This is a genomic window from Paradesulfitobacterium aromaticivorans (genome assembly GCF_054657415.1).
Window position 1 is genome coordinate 169,211 of the sequence record NZ_BAAHYT010000011.1, and the last position, 25,984, is coordinate 195,194.

General features: G+C 46.7%; 28 protein-coding genes and 1 pseudogene. 27 read left to right on the forward strand and 2 right to left on the reverse strand.

Going from position 1 to position 25,984, the window contains the following annotated elements:
• Positions 1 to 13 precede the first annotated feature (13 nt).
• Positions 14 to 1,456 (forward strand): helix-turn-helix transcriptional regulator, encoded by a 1,443-nt coding sequence (locus ACYQ2N_RS17610; protein ID WP_460000729.1) that lies wholly within the window; start codon positions 14 to 16, stop codon positions 1,454 to 1,456.
• Here the strand turns inward: ACYQ2N_RS17610 and ACYQ2N_RS17615 are convergent.
• Entirely contained in the window at positions 1,428 to 1,838 is a 411-nt protein-coding gene (locus ACYQ2N_RS17615) for a DUF120 domain-containing protein (RefSeq protein WP_460000730.1), read from the reverse strand. The genes ACYQ2N_RS17610 and ACYQ2N_RS17615 overlap by 29 nt on opposite strands.
• A 372-nt stretch (positions 1,839 to 2,210) precedes the next feature.
• Here ACYQ2N_RS17615 and ACYQ2N_RS17620 point away from each other — a divergent pair, with 372 nt between their 5' ends.
• From ACYQ2N_RS17620 to ACYQ2N_RS17690, 15 genes and pseudogenes are all read left to right on the forward strand, one after another.
• Positions 2,211 to 2,813 (forward strand): UbiX family flavin prenyltransferase, encoded by a 603-nt coding sequence (locus tag ACYQ2N_RS17620; RefSeq protein WP_460000731.1) that lies wholly within the window; start codon positions 2,211 to 2,213, stop codon positions 2,811 to 2,813.
• Between the two features lie 31 nt (positions 2,814 to 2,844).
• Positions 2,845 to 4,020 (forward strand): ABC transporter substrate-binding protein, encoded by a 1,176-nt coding sequence (locus ACYQ2N_RS17625; protein WP_460000732.1) that lies wholly within the window; start codon positions 2,845 to 2,847, stop codon positions 4,018 to 4,020.
• 18 nt (positions 4,021 to 4,038) lie between these two features.
• The gene (locus tag ACYQ2N_RS17630) at positions 4,039 to 4,908 is read left to right on the forward strand and encodes a branched-chain amino acid ABC transporter permease (RefSeq protein ID WP_460000733.1); all 870 of its coding nucleotides are present in this window, start codon (positions 4,039 to 4,041) and stop codon (positions 4,906 to 4,908) included.
• Positions 4,909 to 4,920: 12 nt separating this feature from the next.
• On the forward strand, positions 4,921 to 5,952 hold the full coding sequence (locus ACYQ2N_RS17635; protein ID WP_460000734.1) for a branched-chain amino acid ABC transporter permease: 1,032 nt from the start codon (positions 4,921 to 4,923) through the stop codon (positions 5,950 to 5,952).
• A complete protein-coding gene (locus tag ACYQ2N_RS17640) occupies positions 5,924 to 6,709 on the forward strand; it encodes an ABC transporter ATP-binding protein (protein WP_460000735.1) in 786 nt (261 codons plus the stop codon). The genes ACYQ2N_RS17635 and ACYQ2N_RS17640 overlap by 29 nt, the downstream gene beginning before the upstream one ends.
• Positions 6,696 to 7,418 (forward strand): ABC transporter ATP-binding protein, encoded by a 723-nt coding sequence (locus ACYQ2N_RS17645; RefSeq protein ID WP_460000736.1) that lies wholly within the window; start codon positions 6,696 to 6,698, stop codon positions 7,416 to 7,418. Before ACYQ2N_RS17640 ends, ACYQ2N_RS17645 begins: the two co-directional genes overlap by 14 nt.
• Positions 7,419 to 7,539: 121 nt before the next feature.
• Positions 7,540 to 9,543, forward strand: a complete 2,004-nt coding sequence (locus tag ACYQ2N_RS17650) for a sigma 54-interacting transcriptional regulator (protein WP_460000737.1) — start codon at positions 7,540 to 7,542, stop codon at positions 9,541 to 9,543.
• 222 nt (positions 9,544 to 9,765) lie between these two features.
• On the forward strand, positions 9,766 to 10,014 hold the full coding sequence (locus ACYQ2N_RS17655) for an HAD family hydrolase (protein ID WP_460000738.1): 249 nt from the start codon (positions 9,766 to 9,768) through the stop codon (positions 10,012 to 10,014).
• A 117-nt stretch (positions 10,015 to 10,131) separates the two neighbouring features.
• Complete coding sequence (locus ACYQ2N_RS17660) at positions 10,132 to 10,716, forward strand: TetR/AcrR family transcriptional regulator (protein ID WP_460000739.1); 585 nt, start codon at positions 10,132 to 10,134, stop codon at positions 10,714 to 10,716.
• A gap of 142 nt (positions 10,717 to 10,858) precedes the next feature.
• Entirely contained in the window at positions 10,859 to 11,572 is a 714-nt protein-coding gene (locus ACYQ2N_RS17665) for a 4Fe-4S binding protein (RefSeq protein ID WP_460000740.1), read from the forward strand.
• Between the two features lie 68 nt (positions 11,573 to 11,640).
• A pseudogene (locus tag ACYQ2N_RS17670) lies at positions 11,641 to 11,778 on the forward strand (transposase); the annotation flags it as partial.
• A 4-nt stretch (positions 11,779 to 11,782) separates the two neighbouring features.
• Positions 11,783 to 12,241 (forward strand): RNA-guided endonuclease InsQ/TnpB family protein, encoded by a 459-nt coding sequence (locus ACYQ2N_RS17675; RefSeq protein WP_460000741.1) that lies wholly within the window; start codon positions 11,783 to 11,785, stop codon positions 12,239 to 12,241.
• Complete coding sequence (locus ACYQ2N_RS17680) at positions 12,213 to 12,398, forward strand: zinc ribbon domain-containing protein (RefSeq protein WP_460000742.1); 186 nt, start codon at positions 12,213 to 12,215, stop codon at positions 12,396 to 12,398. Before ACYQ2N_RS17675 ends, ACYQ2N_RS17680 begins: the two co-directional genes overlap by 29 nt.
• A 438-nt stretch (positions 12,399 to 12,836) precedes the next feature.
• On the forward strand, positions 12,837 to 13,640 hold the full coding sequence (trpC, locus tag ACYQ2N_RS17685; protein WP_460000743.1) for an indole-3-glycerol phosphate synthase TrpC: 804 nt from the start codon (positions 12,837 to 12,839) through the stop codon (positions 13,638 to 13,640).
• Between the two features lie 13 nt (positions 13,641 to 13,653).
• Positions 13,654 to 14,406, forward strand: a complete 753-nt coding sequence (locus ACYQ2N_RS17690) for a phosphoribosylanthranilate isomerase (RefSeq protein WP_460000744.1) — start codon at positions 13,654 to 13,656, stop codon at positions 14,404 to 14,406.
• 8 nt (positions 14,407 to 14,414) lie between these two features.
• Here the strand turns inward: ACYQ2N_RS17690 and ACYQ2N_RS17695 are convergent, their stop codons facing one another.
• A complete protein-coding gene (locus tag ACYQ2N_RS17695; protein WP_460000745.1) occupies positions 14,415 to 15,434 on the reverse strand; it encodes a uroporphyrinogen decarboxylase/cobalamine-independent methonine synthase family protein in 1,020 nt (339 codons plus the stop codon).
• Between the two features lie 154 nt (positions 15,435 to 15,588).
• On the opposite strand from ACYQ2N_RS17695, the gene ACYQ2N_RS17700 reads away from it, so the two are divergent.
• From ACYQ2N_RS17700 to ACYQ2N_RS17750, 11 genes are all read left to right on the forward strand, one after another.
• Positions 15,589 to 15,930 (forward strand): FCD domain-containing protein, encoded by a 342-nt coding sequence (locus ACYQ2N_RS17700; RefSeq protein ID WP_460001746.1) that lies wholly within the window; start codon positions 15,589 to 15,591, stop codon positions 15,928 to 15,930.
• Positions 15,931 to 15,955: 25 nt separating this feature from the next.
• Positions 15,956 to 16,405, forward strand: coding sequence for an amino acid synthesis family protein (locus ACYQ2N_RS17705; RefSeq protein ID WP_460000746.1), 450 nt, complete (start codon positions 15,956 to 15,958; stop codon positions 16,403 to 16,405).
• 2 nt (positions 16,406 to 16,407) lie between these two features.
• A complete protein-coding gene (locus ACYQ2N_RS17710) occupies positions 16,408 to 16,680 on the forward strand; it encodes an NAD-binding protein (protein ID WP_460001747.1) in 273 nt (90 codons plus the stop codon).
• A gap of 304 nt (positions 16,681 to 16,984) precedes the next feature.
• The gene (locus ACYQ2N_RS17715; protein ID WP_460000747.1) at positions 16,985 to 18,574 is read left to right on the forward strand and encodes an ATP-binding protein; all 1,590 of its coding nucleotides are present in this window, start codon (positions 16,985 to 16,987) and stop codon (positions 18,572 to 18,574) included.
• Between the two features lie 19 nt (positions 18,575 to 18,593).
• Entirely contained in the window at positions 18,594 to 19,292 is a 699-nt protein-coding gene (locus ACYQ2N_RS17720; RefSeq protein ID WP_460000748.1) for a response regulator, read from the forward strand.
• A 158-nt stretch (positions 19,293 to 19,450) separates the two neighbouring features.
• Positions 19,451 to 20,479, forward strand: a complete 1,029-nt coding sequence (locus tag ACYQ2N_RS17725) for a TRAP transporter substrate-binding protein (protein ID WP_460000749.1) — start codon at positions 19,451 to 19,453, stop codon at positions 20,477 to 20,479.
• Positions 20,480 to 20,573: 94 nt separating this feature from the next.
• Positions 20,574 to 21,602, forward strand: a complete 1,029-nt coding sequence (locus tag ACYQ2N_RS17730) for a DctP family TRAP transporter solute-binding subunit (RefSeq protein ID WP_460000750.1) — start codon at positions 20,574 to 20,576, stop codon at positions 21,600 to 21,602.
• Between the two features lie 104 nt (positions 21,603 to 21,706).
• A complete protein-coding gene (locus ACYQ2N_RS17735) occupies positions 21,707 to 22,240 on the forward strand; it encodes a TRAP transporter small permease (protein WP_460000751.1) in 534 nt (177 codons plus the stop codon).
• Positions 22,218 to 23,498, forward strand: a complete 1,281-nt coding sequence (locus ACYQ2N_RS17740) for a TRAP transporter large permease (RefSeq protein ID WP_460000752.1) — start codon at positions 22,218 to 22,220, stop codon at positions 23,496 to 23,498. Before ACYQ2N_RS17735 ends, ACYQ2N_RS17740 begins: the two co-directional genes overlap by 23 nt.
• A 179-nt stretch (positions 23,499 to 23,677) precedes the next feature.
• Entirely contained in the window at positions 23,678 to 25,327 is a 1,650-nt protein-coding gene (locus tag ACYQ2N_RS17745) for a sigma 54-interacting transcriptional regulator (RefSeq protein WP_460000753.1), read from the forward strand.
• Positions 25,328 to 25,358: 31 nt separating this feature from the next.
• Entirely contained in the window at positions 25,359 to 25,925 is a 567-nt protein-coding gene (locus ACYQ2N_RS17750) for a DUF1847 domain-containing protein (protein ID WP_460000754.1), read from the forward strand.
• Positions 25,926 to 25,984: the final 59 nt, after the last annotated feature.

Consider the following 25,984-nt stretch of genomic DNA (forward strand, 5'->3'; position numbering starts at 1 on the left):
GGGGGAAGCATTCGTGCGCAAAACTAACAGACACGGTGCACATGCCATCACCAATCTTTATCGTTATCCAGTCAACCTCGAACACCGGTTGCGCAAACACATATTGGCTGGGGAGTCAGCCTTGTCCCAAACTGCAGTTAACGATTTTTTCTGTCAGTTAATATTGCTTACAGGCGGTGACCGGCACTTATTAAAGTCCTGGCTTATTCAGGCCTGCCTTGTTCTCTATCATAAAGCGTGGCAGGTTGGTGCACCATTGCCCGTGATTCTGAATGAATTGAATCTAGCGTTAGCGTCAGTGACAGAGGAACCCGGTGAATGGGAATGCGCAGTTGAACAGTGGCAGTGCGTACTTATGGGCACAGCCAACTCACTCTTACAGGCAGTTAATGTTCAGATGGACAATGAGCGCTTGGCCGTGAAAGTCAAAAAATATATTTTGGCTAATTTTCACCGGGATTTGTCTGTGCAAGAAGTAGCGGAAGCTGTGCGCGTTGATCAAACCCGTTTGCGCCACATTTTAGCAGCGGAGTTAGGCTTAGGTTTTAATGAGTTTTTGCTGAAGGTTAAATTATGTGAAGCCAAGAAAATGCTTGATAGTACAGACTTCTCTGTGGCTGAAATTGCCAATCAGATTGGTTTCCATGATACCGGATATTTTATCAGGGTATTTAAGCGCTTTGAAGGCACTACCCCAGGGCATTACGCCCGGGACAAACGCCTACAGGAAGTAGCTATCCCCTTAGGGCAAACAGGCGGACGCGACCCGGTTCTGGCGGAGGGCAAAGAAAGAATTCAGAGGGAGAGGGAGGCCTGGATCTCAATCCTTGGCGGGGATATCCGAATTGCCACTTCGTTTTGTGAGAATTTATTGAAGGACCTATATAATGAATTCCAGGACATAGACTGGCTCAAGATATATGCGCTCAAGCTCTTGGCGGTTTTTGCCCGTAAAGGTCTGCAAATCGGGATCCCAGCTGAAGACTATTTGAATAATATGGCCGCGATCCAAGGGCAGATGCTGGGCATGAAGGGCTGTACGCAAATATATGATTTTATGCGCGGAGTGGTCGGGCACTTGCAGCAACTGGTCATCCACCACTACCATGAAGATGCTTTTCGGGTCGTAGAAGCAGTGAAAAAGTATGTTCAGCATAACTACAGCTATCCGCTGCAATTAGGAGATTTAGCGCGTTTAGTTAATTTTAGCCCTTATCACTTAGCCCGCTTATTTAACAGAATGACGGGCCTGACCTTATACAATTACATTACGTACACGAGGATTGAGGAAGCGAAGAAGCTAATCTGCACAACTGATTATTCCCTCGAGGAGATAGCGGAAAGGGTGGGTTATCAGGATAGCTCACACTTTATGACCGTATTTAAGAAAAAGGTTGGACAGCCGCCCCGCAGGTTTGCAGAAACTGCTAGCCAAAGCGATGTTTACAGAAGCTGATTTCAACTGCATCTCCGTCCTTAAGTGCTAAATGCTCGCGCAGTTTAACAGGTGCTAAGATTTCGATGAGATCCGCCGGATAGTCTGATATCAGGGGAATGACAGCAGCCGCCTCAACCCCGCACACTTGGCCTGGCAAGAGCAAAGCCGGGCAGAAATCAGGCACAGGGGGATTAAGAATTAGCTGACCGCTCCTAACCAAAGTTTGCCACTGGTGTGCACTTGAACCTGCAACCCGCACATTTAGCGTACCGGGAATAGGTGTGAACCCAGCGAAGCCGGCACATTGTTCTTTGACCCAATCCAACTGTGTAAAAAATATTGCTTGGTTGAGTCCCGATTGCACGATCCCATGCAGGTGCACGGTGCTTTTTTCTTTCATTTCATTTTCCTCCTTTTTATGTGTTTCATTTCTTGAACATGGCTTGCGCTCAACTACTACTTGTTACGTGAAAGGTTTCAGGTATGAAACAGGATGTTTCATACCTGCACCGATATATCTGAATTGTCTGCATTATCTGATAAAAAATATCTGGTTTCTAAAAGGATGTTTCACCGTTTAGGTATCATTATCAAACACTCACTCTGGAAAACGGACGTTTGAGAACTAGATTAATCAATTTGGTACGGTAATTGCTGGTTAAAGCTAAATAGATAGAAATTATTTCCTGCGCGCTAAGTCATACTAGAAACCTTTGAAGATTCGGGATAAAGAGCACCAACTAAGTTAATTCGGAAGGAGATGGTTATTAAAATGAAGCGTATCATCATCGGGATCTCCGGGGCCACGGGGGCTACCTACGGGGTGCAACTGGTTGAAGCGTTGCATGCCGTCGGGGAGTGTGAAACTCATTTGGTGATCAGTCCTTGGGCGGAAAAAACAATTGCCCTGGAAACGAAATACAGCCCGCAACAGGTAAAGAGGATGGTTACATTTTATCACGATTATCGCAATCAGGGGGCACCTATTGCTAGTGGATCATTTGGGGCTGACGGGATGATCATTGCTCCGTGCAGTATGAAAACTCTGTCTGCTATTGCACACGGGTATGCAGATAATCTTATAGGGCGCGCTGCCGATGTCATGTTGAAGGAAAGAAAACGCCTAATTCTTGTGCCACGGGAGACCCCGCTCAGTGAGATTCATTTAGAAAATATGCTTAAGCTTACCCGGGCCGGAGGGATTATGGTACCCCCCATGCCGGCTTTTTATAATCATCCGGCCAGTTTAGATGATTTGGTCAAACATCATGTATCCAGAATACTTGATCTGCTCGGCATTGAGAATACCCTGACCCGCCGCTGGGGTACTGCCTTTGTTACCGGCAGCGACCAATCGGAAGTGTTAAACGGTTAAACAGTTTAAAAAACAAGGAGGGCTTTTGTTCATGACCAGGAAAAAGATGGTGTTGCTGTGGATTTTAATTCTGTCTCTGATTATGCTGTCCGGTTGCGGAGGGGCTAACCCAACTGCCACGAATCAAAGTGATACGGCCGGTAAAGAGCCTTATCTTATTGGCGTGCTCACTGCGCAGACAGGGTCAGCCAGCTGGCTTGGTGATGGAGAACTCAAAGCCGCGACCATGGTAGCCGAACAAGTAAACGCGGAAGGTGGAGTGAATGGACATCCGCTGAAAATTGTACCATATGATACAGCCAGCAGTCCGGAACAAGCGGTTAAAGGAGCGGGTAAACTAATCGGGGATGGGGTTGTAGCCATTGTCGGGCCTTCCTTGGTCGCGGAGAGTAAGGCGATTGCTCCCCTGGTAAAGGGCCAAGGGCCGTTAGTGTATTCCCTTTCCGGCGGGTACCGCCCGGAAAATCCCTGGATGTACGCAGCAAGTGCTCAGACCGAAATCATGCAGCAGACTGTCTTGGATTATTTCAAAGCCAAGGGAATCACGAAAATAGCTCTCTTAGCAGCCACTGATTCCACCGGTCAGGAAGCGGTGGATTCCCTGAAAGAATGGATGGCCAAGGACTCCGCTTTTACCTTGGTCGCACTGGAACGGGTGAACCCAACTGATATGGATGTGACAGTGCAGCTCAATAATATCAAAAGCAAGGAGCCCCAGGCCCTGATCGCCTGGATGACCGGCAAACTGGTGAATGTGGTTGCCAAGAATTTTTATCAACTTGGATTGGAGATTCCGTTAGTGGTGTCACACGGTAACCTATCATACACGTTTTTGGACGGGATTCAAGGATTTGCGCCGAAAAACCTGTTGATGCCGGCGACCAAGGATTTTGCGTGGAAGTCCCTGGGAGAAAATGACCCGCAAAAGAAAATAAATGAAAAGCTGCATGCGGATTATAAAAACAAATATAGCAAAGAAGCGGATTTTGGCCCGGGCGTGGCCTATGATGCGATGAACCTGATTGTTAAGGGTTTGCGCCAGGTTGGACCGGATAAAGAAAAACTGCGCGCTTTCCTGGAGCATACGAAAAACGAGCCTGGGGCTACGGCTATTTTCAATTTCTCCGCCGATGATCATCGAGGAACGGGACGCAAGGATACCGTTACACTTCAGGTCAAAGAGAAGCAATTCTTGTTGGCAAAGTAACAGGGGGGATGAGGCCAGATGAATGCTTTGTGGCAGATGGTAATATCCGGTGTCACCAGTGGTAGTATCTATGCTTTGGTAGGGCTTGGCTTGGGGATAATTTACAATGTCAGTAAGGTAATCAATCTGGCCCAAGGAGAGTTTCTAACCTGGGGAGCCCTCTTGCTCATCAGCTTTACGGGCTGGGGAATTCCTCTGGGAATTGGAATTGTCTTAGCAGTTATCATTACGGCTGTCATCGGCGTCCTCTTTGAACGTTTGGCTATCCGTCCGGCCTGGAAATCCTCAACGACCGTCCTTCTGATTGCGACCTTGGCGGTTTCGATTGTGTTCAAGGGGATTGCTATGATCGGATGGGGCAAGGATCCTCTTTCAGCCCCATCGTTTTCGGGTGAACAGCCGGTCAGAGTCGGGCAGACCGTTATCGCGACCCAAGTGTTTTGGGTTATCGGAGTGTTGGCCCTGGTTGCCGGCTTAAGCTGGTATTTCTTCAACCGGACGATGGCAGGCAAGGCAATCTTGGCTGTCGCAGAAAACCGGGATGCGGCCGCTCTGGTCGGAATTGATATTAGGTTGGCAGTGACAGCCGCTTTTGCCCTCAGTGCTGCAGTGGGTGCCTTAGCAGGGGCGGTAATTACTCCAATCACGTTTGTGACCTATGACAGCGGCACAATGATTGGTCTGAAGGGATTCATAGCTCTCACTTTAGGCGGGATGGGGAGTATCTGGGGTGGGATTGTAGGGGGAGTTGTGCTTGGGTTGGTCGAATCCTTGGGGGCAGGGCTTATTTCCGCTCAGTATAAGGATTTGCTGGCCTTTATTCTCCTGATTATCGTTCTTTATGTAAGGCCGACCGGTATCCTTAGTGGGAGTGGTAAAAGGATTTAGGGAGAGGATAACATGAATGAAAGGGTAAGAAAAAACGTCCTCGAAGGTGCTTGGTGGGGCTGGTTGGCCATCATTGCCCTCTTGCTTATTCCTTACCTGGGGGTATCGAAACATTTCCTTAACTTACTTACTCTTACAGCTATCTTAGGGATTGCTGTCTTGGGCATGGATCTACTTATGGGGTTTACCGGCTTGCTTTCCCTGGGTCAAGCTGGCTTTATGGCTATTGGGGCCTATACTTCCGGCATCTTGGCTGTGAAATTCGAATTGTCCCCGCTTTATGGCTTATTAGTTGCCCAAGTCCTGACGGTGGTTATTTCCCTCATGATTGGGAGAGCGGTCCTGAAGCTAAAGGGTTATCACCTGGCGATTGCAACCCTGGCGTTCAGTGTGATTATGGAACAATTATTGATCAACTCCCGTGATTTAACCGGTGGCCCTTCGGGTCTGGCCGGTATCCCCTTTTTTGCCGTGGGCGGGCTGACGGTGTCCACCGGCGTACCTTTATATTATTTAACGATAGGGTTGGTTTTGGTCATTATTTTCCTTCTCAAAAATCTGACTTCGGTGCGTGTGGGGCGGGCATGGCTGGCAATTTCAGGGGATGAGACGGCAGCAGCTATGTTGGGCGTAAACACCAGTAGCTATAAACTTCTGGCTTTTGTGTTGGCAGCCTGCTTGGCGGCTTTAAGCGGAAGCCTCTATGTACATTACATGCGTTTTATTTCCCCTGATATGGTGGGTATGCAAGCTTCGATTAATATTACGGTTATGACTGCTTTAGGGGGACCGGGGACATTGTGGGGTCCTCTGCTCGGAGTAGGCCTGCTCACATTCCTGCCGGACTTTGTCTCTTTCACGCAGCAGTTCCAGCTTATAATTAACGGTTTGGTATTATTTGTGACCATCGTGTTCTTTCCCAAGGGGATATCAGGTTTGCTTGTCTATGTTTATCATTGGTCAGTAAAGCGCATCTTCCGGTTAAAAACCTATTCGGAGGGAGGGCAAATAGGCAATGAAGCAAGACATTCTGTCAATAAATGAGGTCAGCAAGCGTTTTGGCGGTTTGCCGGCTGTGGACAAAGTCACCCTGCGCGTGGGTAAAGGGCAGATTAAGGCTTTGGTTGGTCCGAATGGTGCGGGTAAGACCACTTTGTTTAATCTGATCACAGGGGCATACCCGGCCAACGAGGGCAGGATCGAGTTTGCGGGCAAAGATATTACAGGGTATCCACCCCATCTGGTAAACTCGTACGGCGTGGCTCGTACTTTCCAGATATTGCGCCTGTTTGATAAGCTGAGTGCCCTCGATAATGTGAAAATAGGGTGCCACCGCTGGACTAAAACCGGACTGGTTGGCGGGTTTTTGTTGACGTCTAAGGTAAGGCGCGAGGAAGAGTTGGTTAGGGAAAAAGCACTTTCCTGTTTGGAAATGGTTGGACTGACTAAAGCCGCCGGGCAGTTGGCAGGAAATCTGCCGCTGGGCCAGCGTAAACTTTTAGAAGTGGCCAGGGCTTTAGCCAGCCAGCCGGAATTGCTGTTATTAGATGAACCGGCAGCCGGGTTAAATGACAGCGAGACGAACGAATTTTTAGGAAGGATTCGCAAGATTAGGGAAACCGGGGTTACCGTTTTGTTGATCGAACACAACATGAACTTGGTAATGCGCCTTTCTGATGAGGTTGCTGTGCTTAATTACGGCAAAAAGATCGCCGATGGCAGACCGGAAGATATTCAGAATAACCCGGAAGTAGTTTCCGCTTACCTGGGAACGAGGGGGTTGGAAAGTGCTAAGCATTGACAAATTATCGGCAGCCTATGGCAATGTTACTGTCCTGACGAGGGTCTCGCTTAGCGTAAAAGAGGGGCAGATCGTGACCTTGATTGGGGCCAATGGGGCGGGCAAGAGCACTTTGATGCGCGCTGTAGCGGGTCTGCATAAGCCCCTCTTTGGAAAGGTTGTTTTCCAGGGGGAAGATGTTACCGGCTGGAAGGCCAATCGGATCGTGAAAAGGGGTCTGTGCCTGATCCCGGAAGGAAGGCAGCTCTTCAGCGGGTTAAGCGTCATGGATAATTTGCTTCTGGGCAGCCTCGGGCAAATGGGCAAGCAGAGTCCCAGATCAGTGCAGGAACGGCTGGAGCAGGTGATGACGACATTTCCGCGTCTGCGTGAGCGGACCAACCAGTTAGCCGGTACGTTAAGCGGCGGGGAACAGCAGATGCTGGCTATTGCCCGGGGACTGATGGCCAATCCGCGATTTGTGATGTTGGATGAGCCGTCCCTGGGTTTGGCACCTTTAATCGTCGAAGAGATATTTGCTTTGATTCAGAAGCTAAACAGCTTAGGGGTATCGATCCTGCTGGTGGAACAAAATGCCTATGCAGCCTTGGGGATTTCCCACCGGGGGTATGTGTTAGAGAACGGTTGTTTGGTGAAAGAAGGCGAGGCTGCTGACTTGCTAAATGATGAGGATATCCGCTATCACTATCTGGGTGGGAAGGCTGGATAGAGTGGTTGCCATTTGGGCTAGATATCTAACCTATAGGTGCTTAATACCTACAGGTCGCAGACATTCTCTTGCCATGAGAGTGGAAGGGTTATAAACTTTTGGCATAGAATGGGGGAGCCATATGGAGAGCGCGGTATTAATTGGGGTCATTTCGACTCATGCTCATTTAACAGCTTTGTGTCGTCAGGTGGGACAAGTGGCCGGGCTAAAAATAATGGTCTATGAGGGGGCTTTGGAAAGTGCCGAGCCTGGGCTTCGCTATTTCGAAGACAAAGGGGTAGAAGTTATTGTATCCACCCGCGGCAATTCTATCTTTATCAGGGAACAAACTGCGATACCGGTAGTATCTGTACCGGAAAATAAGTTTGACATCTTTTATCCCTTGGCCAAGGCAGCTAAAAGGTACGACCGCAAGCTTAGGTTGTTTGTTTACCGCCAGGCTCCGGTTGATTTTGCAGATATTTTTGAGCTCCTGGGTTTTGAACCGAATGTGGTTGTGTTTAATCATGCGAATCATTTGGAAGGTATTCTTGAAGAACTTCAGGGCACGGATGAGGTCGTGATCGGTGGGGGGTTTGTCTGCCAGGTCGCGTCATCCCTGGGGTTCATTACCGAGCAGGTGACGATTAGCAAGGAGTCTTTTCTAAACGCTTTGGAGTCAGCCAGGGGGCTGGCTCTGGCCCGCCGGACGGAACGCAAGGAAAATTTGCGGCTCAAGGCAATTCTGGATTGCTCTTATGAAGGGATAGTGGCCACAGACGAGCGCGGGATCATCACTCTTTTTAACCGGGGCGCGGAAAATATTTTTAATACGAAAGCAAAAGAAGTGCTCGGACGGCATTGTTCCGAGGCTCTTCCTTCAGCTAAACTGCAGGATGGGCTGGTAACCCAGGAACCGATTATCGGGGAAATCGCCCAGGTTGGCAATGCCAAACTGGTAGTTAACCGGGTGCCGATTATCAGCGGGGAGGAGATTTCCGGAACGGTGGCCAGTTTCCAGGGGGTTCAGTCCATTCAGGATGTGGAGGAGAAAATTCGTAAAGAGTTGGCAATTAAGACCCAGGATATCCGGTACAATTTCGCGGATATCCGTGGACATAGCAAAGCGATATACTTAGCGGTTGAACAAGCAAAAAAATATGCAGGGACAGAAGAGACAATTTTGATTCTAGGAGAAAGTGGAACGGGTAAAGAGTTATTTGCGCAAAGCATACATGGTGTCTCACACCGTAAACATAAGACCTTTGTGGCTGTAAACTGCGCCGCTATCCCGGCTACATTGCTCGAAAGCGAGCTCTTTGGTTATTCAGAGGGATCTTTTACCGGTGCCCGCAAAGGTGGGAAGGCAGGTCTGTTTGAACTTGCTCATGGGGGCACGCTCTTTCTTGATGAAATAGGGGAAATGCCGCTTGAGGTGCAGGCTAAACTGTTGCGCGTGATTCAGGAGAAAGAAGTGCGCCGGATTGGTGGGGATCGCGTAGTCCGGGTTGATGTGCGCATCATCGCGGCCACGCACCGGGATTTGCGCGAATTGGTGACTGCCGGAAAGTTTCGGAACGACTTATTTTATCGCCTAGATGTCTTGCACTTGAATGTTCCGTCCCTATGGGAGCGGCGTGATGATCTCCCGTATTTGATCACGGAGATTTTGAATAAGTGTTCCGAGGCTTCAGTAAGACAGAAAAAGATAATTACTTCCATCATTACGGCCAAGAATGATTATTCATGGCCCGGTAATGTGCGGGAATTAGAGAATATTGTACGGCGGTTGGCCGTGCTAATTAAAGGCTTAAGTGAAAGTGAGGCCTTGAAGCAAGGGGAAGAGATGTTTGAGCAGCACTGTGGCACCCAGGTGTTGGTTTCTTCGGCTCGCAGCACTTCTTCAATTCAGGTCGAGGTCGAGGGTACCTTAAAAAAGATTATTAATAATGTGGAAAAACAGATTATCAGGCATACTCTGCGCCATAGTGGTGGGGATCACGGAAAAGCTGCGAGCGCTCTGGGTATCGGACGCACCACACTTTGGCGTAAACTTGGAGACCCAGGGAACGTACCCCGGGTCATTGAGAGGAAAGACCGAATTCCGAGAGTTTCGCGGTTCAATCGCAAGTTAGAGGTTCTTTGAGAGGAAGAAGTTAGAACTCGAGTAAGGTCGAAGGGGTCAAGTATAATACGAGTTTTTTGAGATATCCAGTAAAATGCGAGTTTTATCGTAAACGCTAGCAAGGACGATACACAAACTGTCCCGCGTTAGCGTTTTGTTGTTTGCTCTTTGCCAAACTCTTGTAGATGGATATAATAGTTATCAATAGTTCACTAGTTGAGTCTAGCTAGGAGGGTTGCTATTGTGATTATAGGATTTGGTTTTGGCAGTCCACTCGAAAGTTTGCTCATGTTGATCATAACTTCCGTGCTCAGTTACTTGATCTATCGGGCCTGGCGCAACATGGGAAGAAGGAATTACGATCATGCCGACGAAAGAGAAAAAAGACGGGCTTTGTATGTGGAACAACGGCAACGGGCCCGTGATATGATGCGGGAATGGGATTTGACTGATGAAGAAATTGAGAGGAGACTTGATAGGGAAGTGAAGTAGATGTCAGCAAGGAGGCTCGTTAAACAGCGCAAGTTCATAGGTATTCCGTTTCTAATAGTAGAATAAGGATAATTTTTCTGGTATTATTAGAATGAACATTCTTTCTAGGAGGAAATAATGGAAAAGGCTCGTCTCAGACCTGACGAAACACGGCAGAAAGTAATGGATACCGCCCGTAAACTGTTTGTGCAAAGAGGTTATTTTAATACTTCAATTCCTGACATCGTACGCACTTCGGAAGTAAGCATAGGCTCAATTTATCACCACTTTGAGAATAAGCAAGAGTTGGCGAAAGAATTGTATGAGGAGACGCTGCGATCTTTCGTACAGGCAATGCACGGGCACACGCTTGAGTTAACCGGTACTGAGGCTAAACTTAAGGCTTTGGTGCGGTACTTATACATTCTTTGTGAGGACGATCCCCTTAAAATGGAATACATGCTATTTATGCGTCACGCAGAAATATTTCCTGAACATGTGCCAATATGCCTCTCTGAACCGTTTGCCGCGGTCACTGCCTGGATTAGGGAAGGAATGCTTGCGGGCGAAGTGCGTGAGGGGAGTGCGGAACTAGCGGCAGGGGTATTTATGGGTGCTGTCCTTAAGGTCGTTGAACTAAGGATCAGAGGAGTGTTAAAACAAAGCTTGCCCGAAGTTTTTGAGGAAACATTTACTCTGGCCTGGCGCGCAATTCATAAGTAGCAGGCTTTCCCTGTTCCTTATGGATTATGGTGAAAGGAAGTGATGGTATAAGCCGGTTATAGAAAGAATGTTCATTCTAGTGAAGGTATTTAATCTATGACGATTCGGAGTCGAAACACGCGTAAAGAGGAGGCAATTCAAGATGTCTAAAATCACGTTCGGTGCAATCCGTCGACGCAACCAGCGCACTTCCTTTTTTCTATTCCTTATTTTGTTCATCTTAATGCTCTTGTCATTGATTCAGAATCCATGGTACAAAGCCCCTTTGGAGTGGTACTTTATCCCGGTCCTGGGGGTTATCGGCGCCTTTATCCTGCCCGCTAAATTCGGCAGGCATTATTGCGGCCAATATTGCCCAACTAGTTTTATTGCTGATGGAATCAATCCGGTGAACAAGGCAGGCAGCATCTTAAAGTCAAGGCAATTGCGCAAAGCCTTTGTAACACTGTTTATTGCCATTTTCATCATTACTTTTAGCCCATGGAAAATGGGTTTACCCCCATCTATGTCTCAAACTTATTGGGCAGCAGCCTTTACGAAGCTTTGGATTTTGTGGATCATCTGTCCATTTGTTATCGCCTTTCCTCTCATTCTGATTCTGGCTTTCTGGAAAGGCGGCCGGACATGGTGCAATTACATTTGTCCCTGGGGGGCAATCGGCGTAGCCCTTGGGTCCCCGCAGCTGCAGGTAACCACTAAATGTACAAGCTGTAAGGCCTGCACTAAAGTGTGCCCTCAACCGGAAGTCTTAAAAGGAGCGATCGAGCACCAAGGGGGTCAGATTGATAAGAATTGTCTCACTTGCCTAAAGTGTGTAGATGTTTGCCCTGCTCAAGCTATTGAATGGCTAAAATAGTAATTTGGGGCCGCATCCACCAAAATTCTATGGTTTCTGGCAAAATATCCTAGTATAATGTAATCAGTAAGAAGGAATTTCCTCAAGTCCGGCATCAACTCTGGAAAGAATATTTCTGGTCTCAAAGCTACTGTTTGTTGACAACTGGTGGGGTACCTTTGGAAACCCTGAAAAAGTATATCGAATCTCAAGGGGAAAAGAGGTGAGAATGTGCAAATTGTTAACGTAAAGAAGACATTCAGTAAACCCGACTACATCTATCTGTCTAAAATTGGTTTTGTCAAGATCAAAACCCACCGGGAGTTCCCAGCAGAGGCTGTAACACGTGTCAATGTCAAATACCATGGCTGCAAGTGGTATGCGAATCTAACCGCCGAAATACCGGATTCAGTGCCTGTGGAAGATTCCGCTAAGGCGGTGGGCATAGATGTTGGTCTAAACTACTTTGCAGTTCTCTCCGACGGAACGTTTATTGATAACCCGAAGCACTTCCGCCAGATGGAGAAAAAACTTGCCAAGGCACAGCGCAGGCTATCCCGCAAAAAGAAAGGTTCACACAACCAAGGGAAAGCGAAGGCAACCGTAGCAAAAATTCATGCTAAAATAGCGAATCAGCGTGGAAACTTTCTCCATCAAGCCAGTGTGCGGGAAGCGATTTGTTCTAGTTGATCCCAAAGGTACATCGCAAACCTGCTTGTGCGGAGAAAAAGTGCCGAAAGACCTAAGTGTCCGTGTGCATGAGTGCCCGGCCTGCGGATTAGTGATGGATCGGGACTGGGTAAGTGCCAAACTTATTCTGGAGCGCGGGTTGAAAAGCATCGCCTAAAATAGATTTCTTGTAGGGCGGGAACCGCCCGAAGTTACGCCTGTGGAAATCGTGTAAGACCTGAAACTAAAACTGAGGGCAGTGGTTGATGAAGCAGGAAGCCGATGCCTAAGTTACGCTAAGAAGCCCCCGCTTCTTAGCGTAGCGTAAGCGGGGGTGGTTCACTTGACCGCTAGAGAAAGCTTTCGTATACTAGAAATAAACAAGAATTATAATAAGTTAGAGCTAAAAGTAAAGTAGTGTGGGCGAGTTAGATCTTAGGTCGTGTTCAGTTCGAGCTAAGTTCGGGCAATTGATCACAGTATGAGTTAAGTTGAGTAGAGTAGAGTAGAGTAGAGTAGAGTAGAGTAGAGTGGAGCTGAGATGAGCAAGCTGGTGTGAAACAAGCCGTTACTCATTTGAGTGCCGGTTTTCTGTATGTAAAGGGGAGAAGATTACATGGGTGCTGATATCTTACAAAAGATTGTAGCCAAGAAGCAAGAAAGGTTGAATCAGGCGCAAAGCCGGGTGCCGTTAAAAGAACTTTTGCGACGCGTACAGGACGCTCCACAGCACCGACCTTGGCCTTTGGCACCAGCAAGATTTGATGTTATTGCTGAAGTAAAACGGGCTTCTCCGAGTTTAGGGCCAATTCCCTGGGCTTGTTCTCTCCCTGAACTGGTGCAGGGGTATGAACAAGGGGGAGCGGGAGTAATTTCCGTGTTAACAGAAGAGGATTTTTTTCAGGGAACGATTGAGGATTTGGTGAATGTTCGCACTCAGAGCAAGCTCCCCGTCTTACGGAAAGATTTTATCTTTACCGAATATCAAGTGGTGGAAAGTAGGGTCTGCGGAGCGGATGTAATACTCTTGATAGTTGCCCTCCTGGGAGAAAAAGAACTTGTACCACTTCTCAAACTGGCCGCAGAAATGGGATTGGAGATATTGGTTGAATGCCATGACCGGGAAGAAGTTAAAATAGCTCTAGCTGCAGGAGCCAGGACAATAGGAATCAACAACCGGAACTTAAGGACTTTTGAGGTGAGATTAGATACAACTTCCGAACTTATGGAAATGATACCTGAGGGCTGCCTGGTGGTAAGCGAAAGTGGGATTCATACTCCGGAACACGCCGGGCGTGTGGCAGCTGCCGGGGTTAGCGCCGTTTTAGTCGGGGAATCGTGTGTCCGCAGCGGCAACCCTGCGGCTCATATCGCAGCGTTGCTCGCTGAAGGTCGGTCGCGGAAACGTACGTCTTGCTAGGGGGGTGTTCACTTTGGTCAGGGTAAAAATCTGCGGGATTCGTTCCTTTGAGGAAGCATTGATGGCAGTGAATGCCGGAGCAGATGCTCTGGGTTTTGTATTTGCCCCCCATAGCAAGCGTTACGTAGATCCCGTATCTGTGCGTGAGATTACAACCAGAATTTCCCCTTTTGTAGCCAGGGTGGGGGTGTTTGTTGATTCTACCCCTAATGAGGTGGAGAGAATTGCGAAGATTAGTGGTTTGACAGCTGTCCAACTGCACGGAGATGAAAACCCTGAAGATTTCCGCCATTTAAGTTTACCTTTGATTAAGGCTGTCAAGGTGAAAGTGACACGCGGGGAATTCGCGCCAGAGGGTAACGATAGTATGGGCAAGGGTACAGATGAAAATGTTATACAGGCGGGTAAGCAGGAATTGACTGTAGAAATAGGACAAGATTTTGGGATGCAGTTAAGACGGTGGCAGGGGCTGATTCAAGGTATCCTCGTAGATTCTGTTGTATTAGGGCAATTTGGTGGGACAGGGCATCCTGTAGCATGGAATAACTCTGAAGTGCAGAATTTATTTGCGAGTATTAAAGCTCTGGGGATTCCTTTAATCCTGGCGGGCGGCCTTAGCCCGGAAAACGTCAAAGAAGGAATCCTGGCGGTTCACTCTGAGGCAGTAGATGTAAGTTCGGGAGTTGAATTGGCGGGGAGGAAAGATGCCCGGTTAATACGTGAGTTCATCAAGCAGGCGCAAGAAGCAGCTAAGATTATTAGGTGAAAAATCAGTTATCGGCTTGAGCCAGAGCGAATCTTCTCAGAGATTTCTTGAAGAAGCCTAAAGGACTGATTAACACTGGCTGTACCATCGGCATTGATTAGGCAGCAGCGGGAAGGGGCCAGCCAGGAGCGGTCAAATATTAGTTGTTCATCAAGGCCGTGTGTACCCAGGTACTCCCACAGCTTAAGCAGGCGGTCTGTGAGCGTATCTGCGGTTTCCGTTTCCAGTTCCGAGGTGAGCGTGGGCGTGATGCCCCAGGCGATGATTCCTCCTTTGTGCAGAAATTCTTTGACTTCATCAAGATAACGCACCAGGATATGCCCCCAGCTAAAGGCATCTACAGAAAGGATATCCAGGTCAGCGCCAAGGAGAAACGACCAGTCAGGATTGCCGCAGAGGTGTACCCCTTTAGGACCGGGAAGCTGGGCCAGAAAAGCGCGGTATTCAGTTTGTGCCAGTTCGGAAGTATAGGCGCTAAAAGAGTTAAATATCATTTCCAAACCGGGTTCATCCAGCCACACGAAAGGGTCGGGATGAACCTTTGCTAATTCGTGGTATTGCCAAGTTATTTTTTGTCTAAGAAAGTCGTACAGGATTTCGCGCACGAAGTCATTATAAATCATGGGCTTGAGGTCTTCATCACAGATTTTTAAGCCAAAACTAACCGGCCCTACTGTCTGGCCCCTGATCATAGAATATTTAGACAGATCGAGATCCAGGAAAGCGCGCAGGGCCACGGAAAACTCGGGTGAAAGGGCGAAGGACGATGGAGCGGCGCTGGTTGCCAGGTATTCGTCCAATTGAGCGGCAAAAAGTTCGTTGGAAAAACGAAGAAGCTCTTTGTCTTCATCTATAATAATCCCTGGGAAATGTTCGGCGAATTGAGCATACATATCCTCTTTGAAGCGAAAGCGTGGGAGTTGAGGCCAAAATGGAATGTCCAGAGAAAGAGATAATTCCAGAGCTTTGTCTAGGTCGGTATGGGGCAGAATGCCCATAGCTGTGGTTAAGGCTTTGCCAGGTAACATAATGTTGCTCCTTTCCGATGCGCCTGCCATAAAGCAGTGCACTAGCCTCTATGTTGGTAAAAGTATATCAGAAAGCGGTATCTAAAGCCGTGACCTAAGTCACAACCGTGATAAAATTAACTTTTATAAAAGATTCCCCCGAACGAATCCTGCGATCGATCTTGCGGGGCTGCAGGACAACTTGCACGAACAACTAGACTGTGTGCGAATGGAAAACATTCATGGTTTTTATGAGCTGAACGAAAAATTTCATAACATTATTTTTACCCTTGCGAGCAATGAAGTCTTACTGGAGTTGTATCACTCTCTCTGCCGCTCTGCCCGGCCGTTAAGGATTTTGACATCGGCCCAAGGCCGTAATCTCATTCACTCGTACGAAGAACACCTGCACCAGGTAGAGGCGTTGAAGACTGGGAACTGGAACAAAGGGAAAGAGGCTATACAGGAGCAAGAGAGAAGGGCACTTTACTCATTGGATTTGTTATTTGTTCACTAATTTTATAAGAAAGAAGGAAAGTTTAATGGAAATCAGAAAAATTGTCACGACAATGGAGGAGACTTACATCGAGGGTTTCAAACAAGCTAACAAGCCTGTGCGGGTGGCGGTCGCCGCGGCTGTCATCAAAAACCCTTTTGCCGGTCAGTATGTTGAAGATCTGCAGCCACTGATTGACGAATATTCAGCTCAACTCGGGCGCATGCTGCCTGATAAGGCTTTACAGGCTCTTGGTCTTAGCGGGGAAGAGTGTGAAGGTTATGGTAAAGCGGCTTTGGTAGGGTTAGATGGTGAAGTAGAACACGGCTCAGCAATTATTCATACCCTGGTCTTTGGCAATGAGTTTCGTCATGTATGCGGCGATGCCAAAACTCTTTTGCCGTCGGCAGAAAAACGGGCACCTGCAGGTGCGTCAATTGACTTGGCTATTAAACATAAGATGGATGCTAAAATACGTTCTCATCATATGAGCTAAGTATCAATACCAGCTCGGGACAAAGTTATTCAGCTCACTACAAGTTCCCTAATTTTGTTTTACCGCGTACCTTTGACTCCGGTTTTTCCCTTGAACTGCTACTAAAGGATGTGAAAATGGCAACATCTCTGGCCAGGGATAACAAGGTGCCTGTTTTTTTGGCCTCTGCAGTTGAACAAATTTATGAGGCAGCGTTACGGTCAGGAGATCCGAACCTAGATCATACGGAAGTTGTAAAATTCCTGGAAGGGATAACGCATCAAGTCTTAAGCTAGGTTTTAACAAGTCGTTCCGTTTCGGGTATTAAAATTAAACAAGTCGACATTGTATTTTTAGACAGGTTCATAGGGAAGGTGAGCCTGTTTTTTTGGCGCGCATAAAGATGGGGTGTGGGAAACCGAGAACTTTTTTCAGTGGGGTCACTAGACATAAATGGAAGAATTTATTTCTAAAAATTAAGCAGGGAAAGTCAGGGACTAGCCGAATATATCTTCAAGGTTGCATAATTTTCTGAATTAGGTATTCTAGCTACAGTTAATTTCATTATTAACAGAAAATAAATTACCGTAGGTGGCATAGATGAAGCTAATTCCTTTTCAGTTAAAGCTGCGCACCAAGATTGCGCTTTTGTCTTTTACACTGGTGCTTTTGTCCGTGCTTTTGGCCGGAGTAGTAATTGTTGAACGGACAACCGCTGCCGAGGAGAAAGAAATCGGGATGCGTGCTTTGGCGATAGCGCGTACTGTGGCCGAGTTGAAAGATCTTCAGGAAAACCTGGGTAAGCCTGATGGGGCCAAGGCAATTCAACCTATCGCTGAACGCATACGCTTGGCTACCGGGGTAGAATACGTTGTCGCCTTCGATATGGATCGGGTAAGGTATTCTCATCCACTTGAAGACCGGATCGGCACGGTGTTTGATGATGGGGATGAGTGGCCGTCCTTGCGCAAACAGGAGTACCTGTCGCAGGCGGTCGGGGTGGCGGGGCCTTCCGTGCGGGCGTTTGTGCCGGTGATGACAGATGAGGGCACACGCCAAGTAGGAGCAGTGGCTGTTGGGATTTTAGTGCCTACCATCACTGAAGCTTTAAGGGCTCTTCGTCTTCAGCTCTATTCCTCTCTTTTAATAGGGGTTATTTTTGGAGTAGTCGGCTCTTTTTTCTTAGCCAGAAATATAAAAAAGAATATGTTTAGCCTTGAACCCCAAGAAATAGCGCGGATACTTGAGGAAAGGGTTGCAATTTTTCAGTCCATGGGGGAAGGGGTTATTGCCGTGGACCGGGAATTTAAGATCACAGTTAAAAATACGGAAGCCCGCCGCATTATAGGTGATCACCAAGGTGAGGTTGAAGAAATATTGCCGCAAGATCCTGTGCGCGCGGGGATCAATGATGCTATGGAAACTGGGGAGACCCACTTTAACCGTGAATTGGCAATGAGCGAAACCCTCGTTCTAGCTAACTTTTTGCCTATAAAGGTGAAGGAGAAAGTTGTAGGAGGAGTAATCACATTTCGTGATAAGACTGAGGTCAATAAAATGGCTGAGGAACTGACGGGCGTCAAAACTTTTATCGAAGGTTTAAGGGTCCAGAATCATGAGTACCTAAATAAACTGCATACCATCGCAGGGCTAATCCAATTAAACAAGCATCAAGAAGCGTTAGACTATGTTTTTGCAGTCACTGAGGAACAGCAAGAAGTGACGCGTTTTTTGAGTAAACACATCTTAAACCCTGCTGTGGCCGGACTCTTACTCGGGAAATATAACCGTGCCAAAGAACTCAAAGTGGAAATGTTCTTTGATCACGATTCTTTTTTGGGCGAAGTACCGGTAAACATAGAAACAAGCACCCTGGTGATAATTATTGGAAATCTCGTGGAGAATGCCCTCGAAGCAGTGGTAAGCCAAAAGCTGCGGGAAGTTCACTGCTATATCAAACAAGAGTTAAACGAACTCGTAATGAGTGTAGAGGACACAGGACCGGGAATATCTCCTGACCTTCAACAGAAAATATTTGAACGGGGATTTACCACGAAAGATCTGGACAACCGTGGTATAGGACTATATTTGGTGAAAACTGCCGTGGATAAGGCAAGCGGCCGGCTGGAACTTGAATCCGGCAACTGGGGCACAAGGTTCCTGGTTAAGCTTCCTATTCATACTATTTAAATTCGAGGGGGTAAGAACGATGGGTCTGGTCGATCTGGTAATGGTTGAAGACGATCCGATGGTAATGGCTGTAAATGAAGGCTTCATTGAGCAGATTGGGGGTTTCCGAGTTGTAGGCACAGCCAGATCCGGTCAAGATGGCTTGCACCTGATTAAGTCACTGCGACCGCGTCTGGTTATTTTAGATATTTATTTACCTGATATTGATGGGGTCCAGGTCTTAAAAGATATCCGCAGTTCCGGTATTCCAACAGATTTCATCATGATTACTGCGGCCCATGACGTTAAGACTGTACAGGATCTTTTGCGCTTTGGGGCAGTCGATTATATTATTAAGCCGTTTAAGTTTGAACGGTTAAAGCTAGCCCTGGAAAAGTATCGAAAATATATCGAGAAATTAGCAGATAATGGGGCTATTGACCAAGAGGAATTGGACAGAATCATGAGTTTGAATACCCCCGTGATGGAGCAGAAGACGAACAGCGGGATTGAAGAAAATTTACCCAAGGGTCTGCGCACACTCACTCTTAACCAAGTTCTAAAGTTTCTGTCCGAGGGAGGGCATGGTTTTTCAGCTGAGGAAGTTGCGGAGGGAGTTGGATTAGCCAGAGTTACAGCCAGGCGCTACTTAGAGTATCTTGAAAAGATGGGTAAGGTCCGGCTGGAATCGCGTTACGGATCTGTGGGGAGACCTGTTAATAAGTATAAAGTTCTGTGACCGAAATGACCAATAATATCAAAATGGCCAAATCGTTGTGTTCAATTGTGAATGCGCTTAGAATAGTCTCAACTATCAGAATATAGTGAAGCTCAGAATATAGTGAGATTTTGTTTTAGAAATTATCGGCATACTGTATTCAGCAAGAGGTAGATGGTATGGGCAGAAGATTTATCATGATTGTAATCGGGTTGTTTTTGCTTACATTATCAGGGTGTGGTTCACGCGTAACTGATGGGCAGCAAATAGCTAAAGGGGAAAGAATTGTCATTAAGTTTTCCCATGTTGTAGCCGAGAATACACCGAAGGGTCTTGCTGCCGAGAGATTCGCTGATTTAGTCAGGCAAAGAACGGGGGGATATGTTGAAGTTCAGGTGTTTCCTGATTCATCACTGTATAAAGACGGAGAAGAATTTGATGCCTTAAAAAATGGGTCCGTGCAAATGATAGCCCCTGCAACTTCGAAAATGTCTGCGCTGTCTCCTGCATGGCAGATATTAGATCTGCCGTATGCTTTTAAGAATCTGGCGAACGTGCATAGTTTAATGAACGGTCCGATAGGTGAGAAACTCTTTACGCAGCTTGAACATCAAGGGATGCTTGGTTTAGCGATGTGGGATAACGGTTTTAAGCAGATTACCAACAGTAAGCGTCCTCTTATCCAGCCGCAGGATTTTAAGGGGCTAAGTTTTAGGGTCATGCCTTCGAAAGTATTGGAGCAGCAATTTGAACGCTTTGATGCGGCGGCCTATCCAATGCCTTTCAGTGATGTTCATCAAGCTTTGGCAGCAGGAAATGTAGACGGAGAAGAAAATACGATTTCCAACATTTATACGCAAAGGTTCGACCAGGTTCAAAAATACTTAACCGTTAGCAATCATGGATATATTGGATACGTCGTGCTTGCGAATTCAGAATTTTGGAACAAACTGCCAGATGAGGTGCGTAAGATTCTGGAAGATACCCTGGCGGAAGTAACTGCTTGGCAACAACAGAGGGCTGAGGAAGTAAATAATAACCATTTGGAGGAGCTTAAAAAACAAGGTCAACTTAAGATACATTTTCTGACTTTAGATGAAGAAAAGTCGTGGCAGCAAGAATTACTTCCGGTTTATGACCGTTTAGCCGAGGAAGTCGGGCCGGATTGGACGGGTATAATCCGTGGGTTGAAGGGAAAAGGGTTGTGAGGTATGAGCGAATTCGAAAGGGGGTGAGGAGGGGCAGAGAGCGTCTGGGATGAGAGAATGGAATAATTTAAATTCAACTGGAGGAGGAGAAAGAATGCGTAGAAACAAGTTTTTTTCAATCATGGTGGTCTTAGTAGTAATGTTATCGCTTACCTTAGCAGGGTGTGGCAGTTCCACTGCCGGTGGAGACAAAGGAAGTGCACCCATTATCGTGAAGTTTGCCCACGTTACAACTCCGGATTCCCCGAAAGGTATGGCTGCCGAGAAATTCAAACAACTGGCAGAGCAGAAAACTAATGGCAAAGTCAAAGTGGAGGTCTATCCCTCATCCCAGCTTTACGGGGATAAAGAAGAACTGGAAGCTGTTCAGTCCGGGAATGTTCAAATTATTGCGCCCTCAGTTACCAAGCTGGTGGGTATGAATCCTCAATTCCAATATGTTGATCTACCCTTCTTGTTCCCGAACAATGAAGCCGTATATAAATTCTGGGAAAGCGATGTCAATAAGAAGCTGATGAATAGCCTCGGTAAGTTTAACGTAATGGGCTTGGCCATGTGGCCGAACGGTTTCAAACAATTTACCAATAGTGAACGTCCGTTGGTTGAGCCCAAAGATTTCAAAGGCATAAAGTTCAGGACGCAAGCCGGAAAGGTTCTGGAAGCCCAATTTACCGCCCTCGGCGCAGGGTCTGCCACCATAGCTTTTGGTGAGACATACGCCGCCCTCCAGCAAGGAACTGTTAAAGCACAGGAGAATACATTCAATAACATTGATACCCAGAAGTATCAGGAAGTACAGAAATATTTAACTGTCTCTAATCACGGCCGCATTGACTATATGATCATTGTGAACAAGACATTCTGGGACGGCCTTCCCGCTGATATTCGCAAAGCTTTGGATGAAGCCATGGCCGAAGCCACTAAATATGAGATTCAGTTGGCGGATGAGCTTGACCAAAAGAGTATGAATAACCTTAAAAATAGCGGCAAAATGGAATTTACGGTTCTGAATGAGGCCCAGTTGGCAGTTTTCCAACAAGCGATGCAGCCGGTCTATACCCAATTTGAAAGTGTAATTGGGAAGGACTTGCTTGATGCAGCCAAAGCTGCAGCGAAAAAGTAGCTTTAGAGAAACTAAAGTTCTGTAAATGAAAAGGGTCCTTCCCGTGAAGGACCCTTCTTAAAAACCGGCCTTATTTAAGAGATGAGATATAGGTGGTGAAAGAGATGAAGACATTTTGGCGGGTGTATGAGTTCTTAGAAGATATTGTATCTGGTGGCCTTTTATTTATTGGGGTAACTGCGATTTTTTACGGAGTTATTATGCGCTACGTCTTCAACGCACCCAAGTCCTGGGTTGATGAGGTATCACAATACCTGATCATCTGGGGGACATTGATCGGAACGAGTGTAGCATTGCGTAATGACCACCATATCAAGGTCGATATGCTCTTTGACCGTTTTCCGTTAAGGGTTAAATACTTTGTTACGGTTTTCGCCCATAGTGTAGGGACTGCATTCAGCCTTTTCCTGGCTTATTACGGGTATAAGCTTGTGGCTTTTGTGCACCGTACCGGTCAGCGTTCCACGGATGTTGGCATTCCCTTGTATATTGTGTATAGCATTTTGCCAATAGCCGGGTTGATGTTAACTTTCCGCTTCTTAGTAAAACTGTACGAGACTTTGCGGCACAATGGCAAGGACTGGATGGCCGAGCGTGAAGGGGAGGTGAGCTCACATGATAGTAGCAGCGCTCTTTAGTTTATTCATAGTTCTGTTCCTGCTCAATGTACCTATTGCCATTAGCTTGGCCATGTCGACGATTGCGGTGATTATGGCGACCAGTGACTTCAATTTAATGATGATTCCGCAGCGTATGTTTGCGGGGCTAAATTCAGCACCCTTAATGGCAATTCCGGGTTATGTCTTAGCTGGGGTGTTAATGTCCCGGGGTGGGGTTTCAAAATACCTGATTAATGCTTTGAGGTCTTGGATTGGGCATTTGCCGGGCGGGCTCTCCGTGGTCACGATCTTGTCCTGTATGATTTTTGCGGCTATTTCCGGGTCCAGTCCAGCAACGGCTGCAGCCATTGGAGCAATTATGTTGCCTGCGATGGAGAAAGGCGGCTATCCAAGGCGTTATGCCATGGGGCTTATAGCAGCTTCCGGTACTTTAGGGATACTGATCCCTCCGAGTATTCCATTGATTGTTTACGGTGTTACTTCTGACGAATCGATCGGCAAACTCTTTATGGCCGGAATTCTGCCTGGGCTTCTGCTCGGCGGAGTGCTTGTTGCCATAGCTATTATTTATGCTAAGAAAAACAATTACGGAATAGGGGAAAAACATTCTTGGGGTGAGCGCTGGCGGGCTACTGTTAAAGCAATCCCAGGAGCATTATTGCCCGTACTGATTCTGGGTACCATCTATAAAGGGGTGGCTACGCCCACTGAAGCGGCAGTTGTGGCAGTATTCTATACCATCATTATTTCGGTTTTTGTCTATAAAGAGCTGCACTTCAAAGATATCCGCCCTGTCTTAAGGGAAACCATCAATACATCCTCTATGATTTTCCTAATCATTGCCGCTGCCATGGTTTTCGCCCTCTTCTTAACGAATAACCAGGTTCCAAACAAGGTAGCGCAGTGGATTGGGGAAGCAAACTTAAATGTCTTTATGTTCTTTCTGGTCACCCAGCTCATGTTCTTCATCATGGGCACTTTCCTGGAGGCAGTCTCTATCATTCTTATCACCCTGCCCATTCTCCTGCCAATTATCAAGCATTTGGGCATTGACCCGATACACTTTGCTATTGTCATGACAGTCAACATGGAACTGGCAATGATCACGCCGCCGGTGGGTTTGAATCTCTTTGTAGTTGGTTCGATGGCCAAAGAGCGTTTAGAAGAAGTGGTGAAAGGGGTTCTTCCGTTTATCGCGATTATGATTGCGGTCTTGCTGCTACTGGTGGTTTGGCCTGATATTTCACTTTACCTTCCCAGACAGGTTATGAAGTAGGAACTTTTTAAGGATAAGTATCATAACCCAAAAAGGCCATGGAAATAGGCCCCGTTTTGATACGGGGCTCCACCTTTTTCGAATCATGTGTCTGACAAGCAGGTATTTAGGCCTTGGACTAGAATCATGAATACCAAAGGAGTAACAGTTTGCGTCTTGTACGGGCATGAGGTGAAGTAATGATAGGCAAAGTTGTGGTTACATCAGCTTATCCTGATCTGACGGCTATGGTAAGAGAGGTAGCCAAAGGGTTGGAATTACAAGTAATAATAGTAGAGGCTGTTTTAGAGGATGCTCTTCATCAAGTGGAAAGCCTTATGAATCTTGAACAAATTGATGTAATTATAAGCCGTGGAGGTACAGCCGAACTACTTAAGGTTAACCTTTCCCTTCCTGTTGTCTCAGTCGCGCCCAGTGATTTTGATGTTTTGCAGGCTCTTGCACACGGAAAAACATTGGGATCCTCTTTAGGATATTTTGCTTACCATGGTCTTAATGACTCTGTTTTTGTCGAACAGGTACGCTTAATCTTGGGAGTTGAGGTTTTATATTATCCTTACCGTAACACCACCGAACTAGCTTCTCAAATCACCAAGGCACATCAGGAAGGGTGCGAAGTGGTGGTCGGCGGCGGGCATTACGGGGTGCGTCTAGCCCAGGCATATGGGATGGAAGGTGTGCTTGTCCTCTCCAGCCAGAGCACAGTGGGCAACGCTTTACAGCAAGCGCGGGATCTTCTGCATTTGCGCAGCCGGGAACGTATGGAAATCGAACGTCGACGAAGGGTAGTTCTTGCAAAAGGCTTGGTCTCACACTACACTTTTGCAGATCTAGTAGGCGAAGGCTTAAAAGAAACGATTAGTATTGCCAAACGGTTTAGCCAGGTTGATGCTACAGTGTTGATCTGGGGAGAGAGTGGTACCGGGAAAGAGCTATTTGCCCAAAGTATTCATGCTGAAAGTACTCGTTCGTCCGGGCCTTTTGTAGCAGTTAACTGTGCAGCTCTTCCGGAAAACTTATTGGAAAGCGAACTTTTTGGGTATGAAGAAGGATCATTCACAGGGGCCAAAAAAGGCGGAAAAGTCGGGCTTTTTGAACTTGCACACCAAGGAACTATTTTTCTGGATGAAATAGGGAAAATGCCGATGAGTGTGCAAGCCAGGCTTTTACGGGTACTTCAAACAAAAGAACTCCGACGCGTAGGCGGAGAGCGGATGATACCTGTTAATGTAAGGGTGATTGCTGCAAGTAATGAAAATTTGCGGGAAGCTGTTGAAGAAGGACGTTTCCGTGATGACTTGTATTACCGGCTAAATGTTCTTAATCTTCGCCTGTTGCCTTTGCGGGAGAGGGTCAGGGATATTCCCTTATTAATTCATCATTTTTTTGATCGTTTAGAAGATAAATTAGGTTACCTACCCCGTATGAACCAAGAATTTTCCCAAGCCTTGCAGAACTATAGCTGGCCTGGAAATGTACGGGAATTGGAGAATGTATTAGAACGTTATGCCGTTCTTGTCGGTAGACAGGATACTCCGTCATACTTGGAACTGCTGAATTTTTTCCCCGAACTATGGGATAGCGATTCTATCCATGGAAAAAAGCCAGAAGTTGAACTTGAATCTTTTGAGTCTTTTGGGACTTCCGAACTAGAAGCACCTCTGACGGTAGCTCCCGCAGCCATGGATGAAATAGAAAGTCAAATTATTAAAGAGATGCTGCGGCGTTATGATGGGAATAGAACGATAGTTGCTCAAAAACTGAAGATTAGTCGTACAACATTATGGAAAAAGTTAAGCTCCCTACCAGAACAATGGTTGTCCCATTAGATTAACAGGGTGGAGTAAAGGAGGGAAGACCTTGAATTGCGCTGATTGCAAAATAGGTAATGCTTGTTATCAAGGAAAAAGTTGTTATGACCAAGGATATAGCCAGCCGGAATATGAGATTGAGGAAAATCGGCAGATATTAGCTATTGCGAGTAGACTTGAAGCAGAATATTACATGCAAATACCAAGACTCGAAGAGCTCATTCGCTTTAGTCGCGAAATGGAGTTTAGCCGCTTAGGCATAGGTTTTTGTGTTGGGCTGAGTAAAGAGGCCAAAGAAATTACCGCTATTCTTAAAAAACATTTTGAAGTTCATTCAGTATGTTGTAAGGTATGTGGTGTGGACAAGAAAGAATTTAATGTGCCCAATGTCAAGCCGGGACGCTATGAAGCGGCATGTAACCCAATTGGCCAGGCGAAATATTTGAACAAAGAAGAAACCCAACTTAACATTATTGTGGGATTATGTGTGGGGCATGATATGCTATTTACCAAATATTCCAAGGCACCGGTTACAACTTTGGTTGTGAAAGATCGGGTTCTGGCCCATAATCCGTTGGGAGCAATTTATTCGAACTATTGGCGAAAGAAGTTCTAATAATAAAGGCGATTCACTGTTCAATTTCGAGACAACTACAATACTGCTCGTGTTAATAT

What these genes read in the sequence shown, in the direction of transcription:
- ACYQ2N_RS17695 (WP_460000745.1), bottom strand. Translation starts at nt 15,434, where the DNA reads ATGTTACCTGGCAAAGCCTTAACCACAGCTATGGGCATTCTGCCCCAT.
- ACYQ2N_RS17730 (WP_460000750.1), top strand. Translation starts at nt 20,574, where the DNA reads ATGCGTAGAAACAAGTTTTTTTCAATCATGGTGGTCTTAGTAGTAATG.
- ACYQ2N_RS17620 (WP_460000731.1), top strand. Translation starts at nt 2,211, where the DNA reads ATGAAGCGTATCATCATCGGGATCTCCGGGGCCACGGGGGCTACCTAC.
- ACYQ2N_RS17635 (WP_460000734.1), top strand. Translation starts at nt 4,921, where the DNA reads ATGAATGAAAGGGTAAGAAAAAACGTCCTCGAAGGTGCTTGGTGGGGC.
- ACYQ2N_RS17725 (WP_460000749.1), top strand. Translation starts at nt 19,451, where the DNA reads ATGGGCAGAAGATTTATCATGATTGTAATCGGGTTGTTTTTGCTTACA.
- ACYQ2N_RS17650 (WP_460000737.1), top strand. Translation starts at nt 7,540, where the DNA reads ATGGAGAGCGCGGTATTAATTGGGGTCATTTCGACTCATGCTCATTTA.
- ACYQ2N_RS17665 (WP_460000740.1), top strand. Translation starts at nt 10,859, where the DNA reads ATGTCTAAAATCACGTTCGGTGCAATCCGTCGACGCAACCAGCGCACT.
- ACYQ2N_RS17740 (WP_460000752.1), top strand. Translation starts at nt 22,218, where the DNA reads ATGATAGTAGCAGCGCTCTTTAGTTTATTCATAGTTCTGTTCCTGCTC.
- ACYQ2N_RS17705 (WP_460000746.1), top strand. Translation starts at nt 15,956, where the DNA reads ATGGAAATCAGAAAAATTGTCACGACAATGGAGGAGACTTACATCGAG.
- ACYQ2N_RS17735 (WP_460000751.1), top strand. Translation starts at nt 21,707, where the DNA reads ATGAAGACATTTTGGCGGGTGTATGAGTTCTTAGAAGATATTGTATCT.
- ACYQ2N_RS17745 (WP_460000753.1), top strand. Translation starts at nt 23,678, where the DNA reads ATGATAGGCAAAGTTGTGGTTACATCAGCTTATCCTGATCTGACGGCT.
- ACYQ2N_RS17640 (WP_460000735.1), top strand. Translation starts at nt 5,924, where the DNA reads ATGAAGCAAGACATTCTGTCAATAAATGAGGTCAGCAAGCGTTTTGGC.
- ACYQ2N_RS17715 (WP_460000747.1), top strand. Translation starts at nt 16,985, where the DNA reads ATGAAGCTAATTCCTTTTCAGTTAAAGCTGCGCACCAAGATTGCGCTT.
- ACYQ2N_RS17720 (WP_460000748.1), top strand. Translation starts at nt 18,594, where the DNA reads ATGGGTCTGGTCGATCTGGTAATGGTTGAAGACGATCCGATGGTAATG.
- ACYQ2N_RS17625 (WP_460000732.1), top strand. Translation starts at nt 2,845, where the DNA reads ATGACCAGGAAAAAGATGGTGTTGCTGTGGATTTTAATTCTGTCTCTG.
- trpC (WP_460000743.1), top strand. Translation starts at nt 12,837, where the DNA reads ATGGGTGCTGATATCTTACAAAAGATTGTAGCCAAGAAGCAAGAAAGG.
- ACYQ2N_RS17630 (WP_460000733.1), top strand. Translation starts at nt 4,039, where the DNA reads ATGAATGCTTTGTGGCAGATGGTAATATCCGGTGTCACCAGTGGTAGT.
- ACYQ2N_RS17615 (WP_460000730.1), bottom strand. Translation starts at nt 1,838, where the DNA reads ATGAAAGAAAAAAGCACCGTGCACCTGCATGGGATCGTGCAATCGGGA.
- ACYQ2N_RS17660 (WP_460000739.1), top strand. Translation starts at nt 10,132, where the DNA reads ATGGAAAAGGCTCGTCTCAGACCTGACGAAACACGGCAGAAAGTAATG.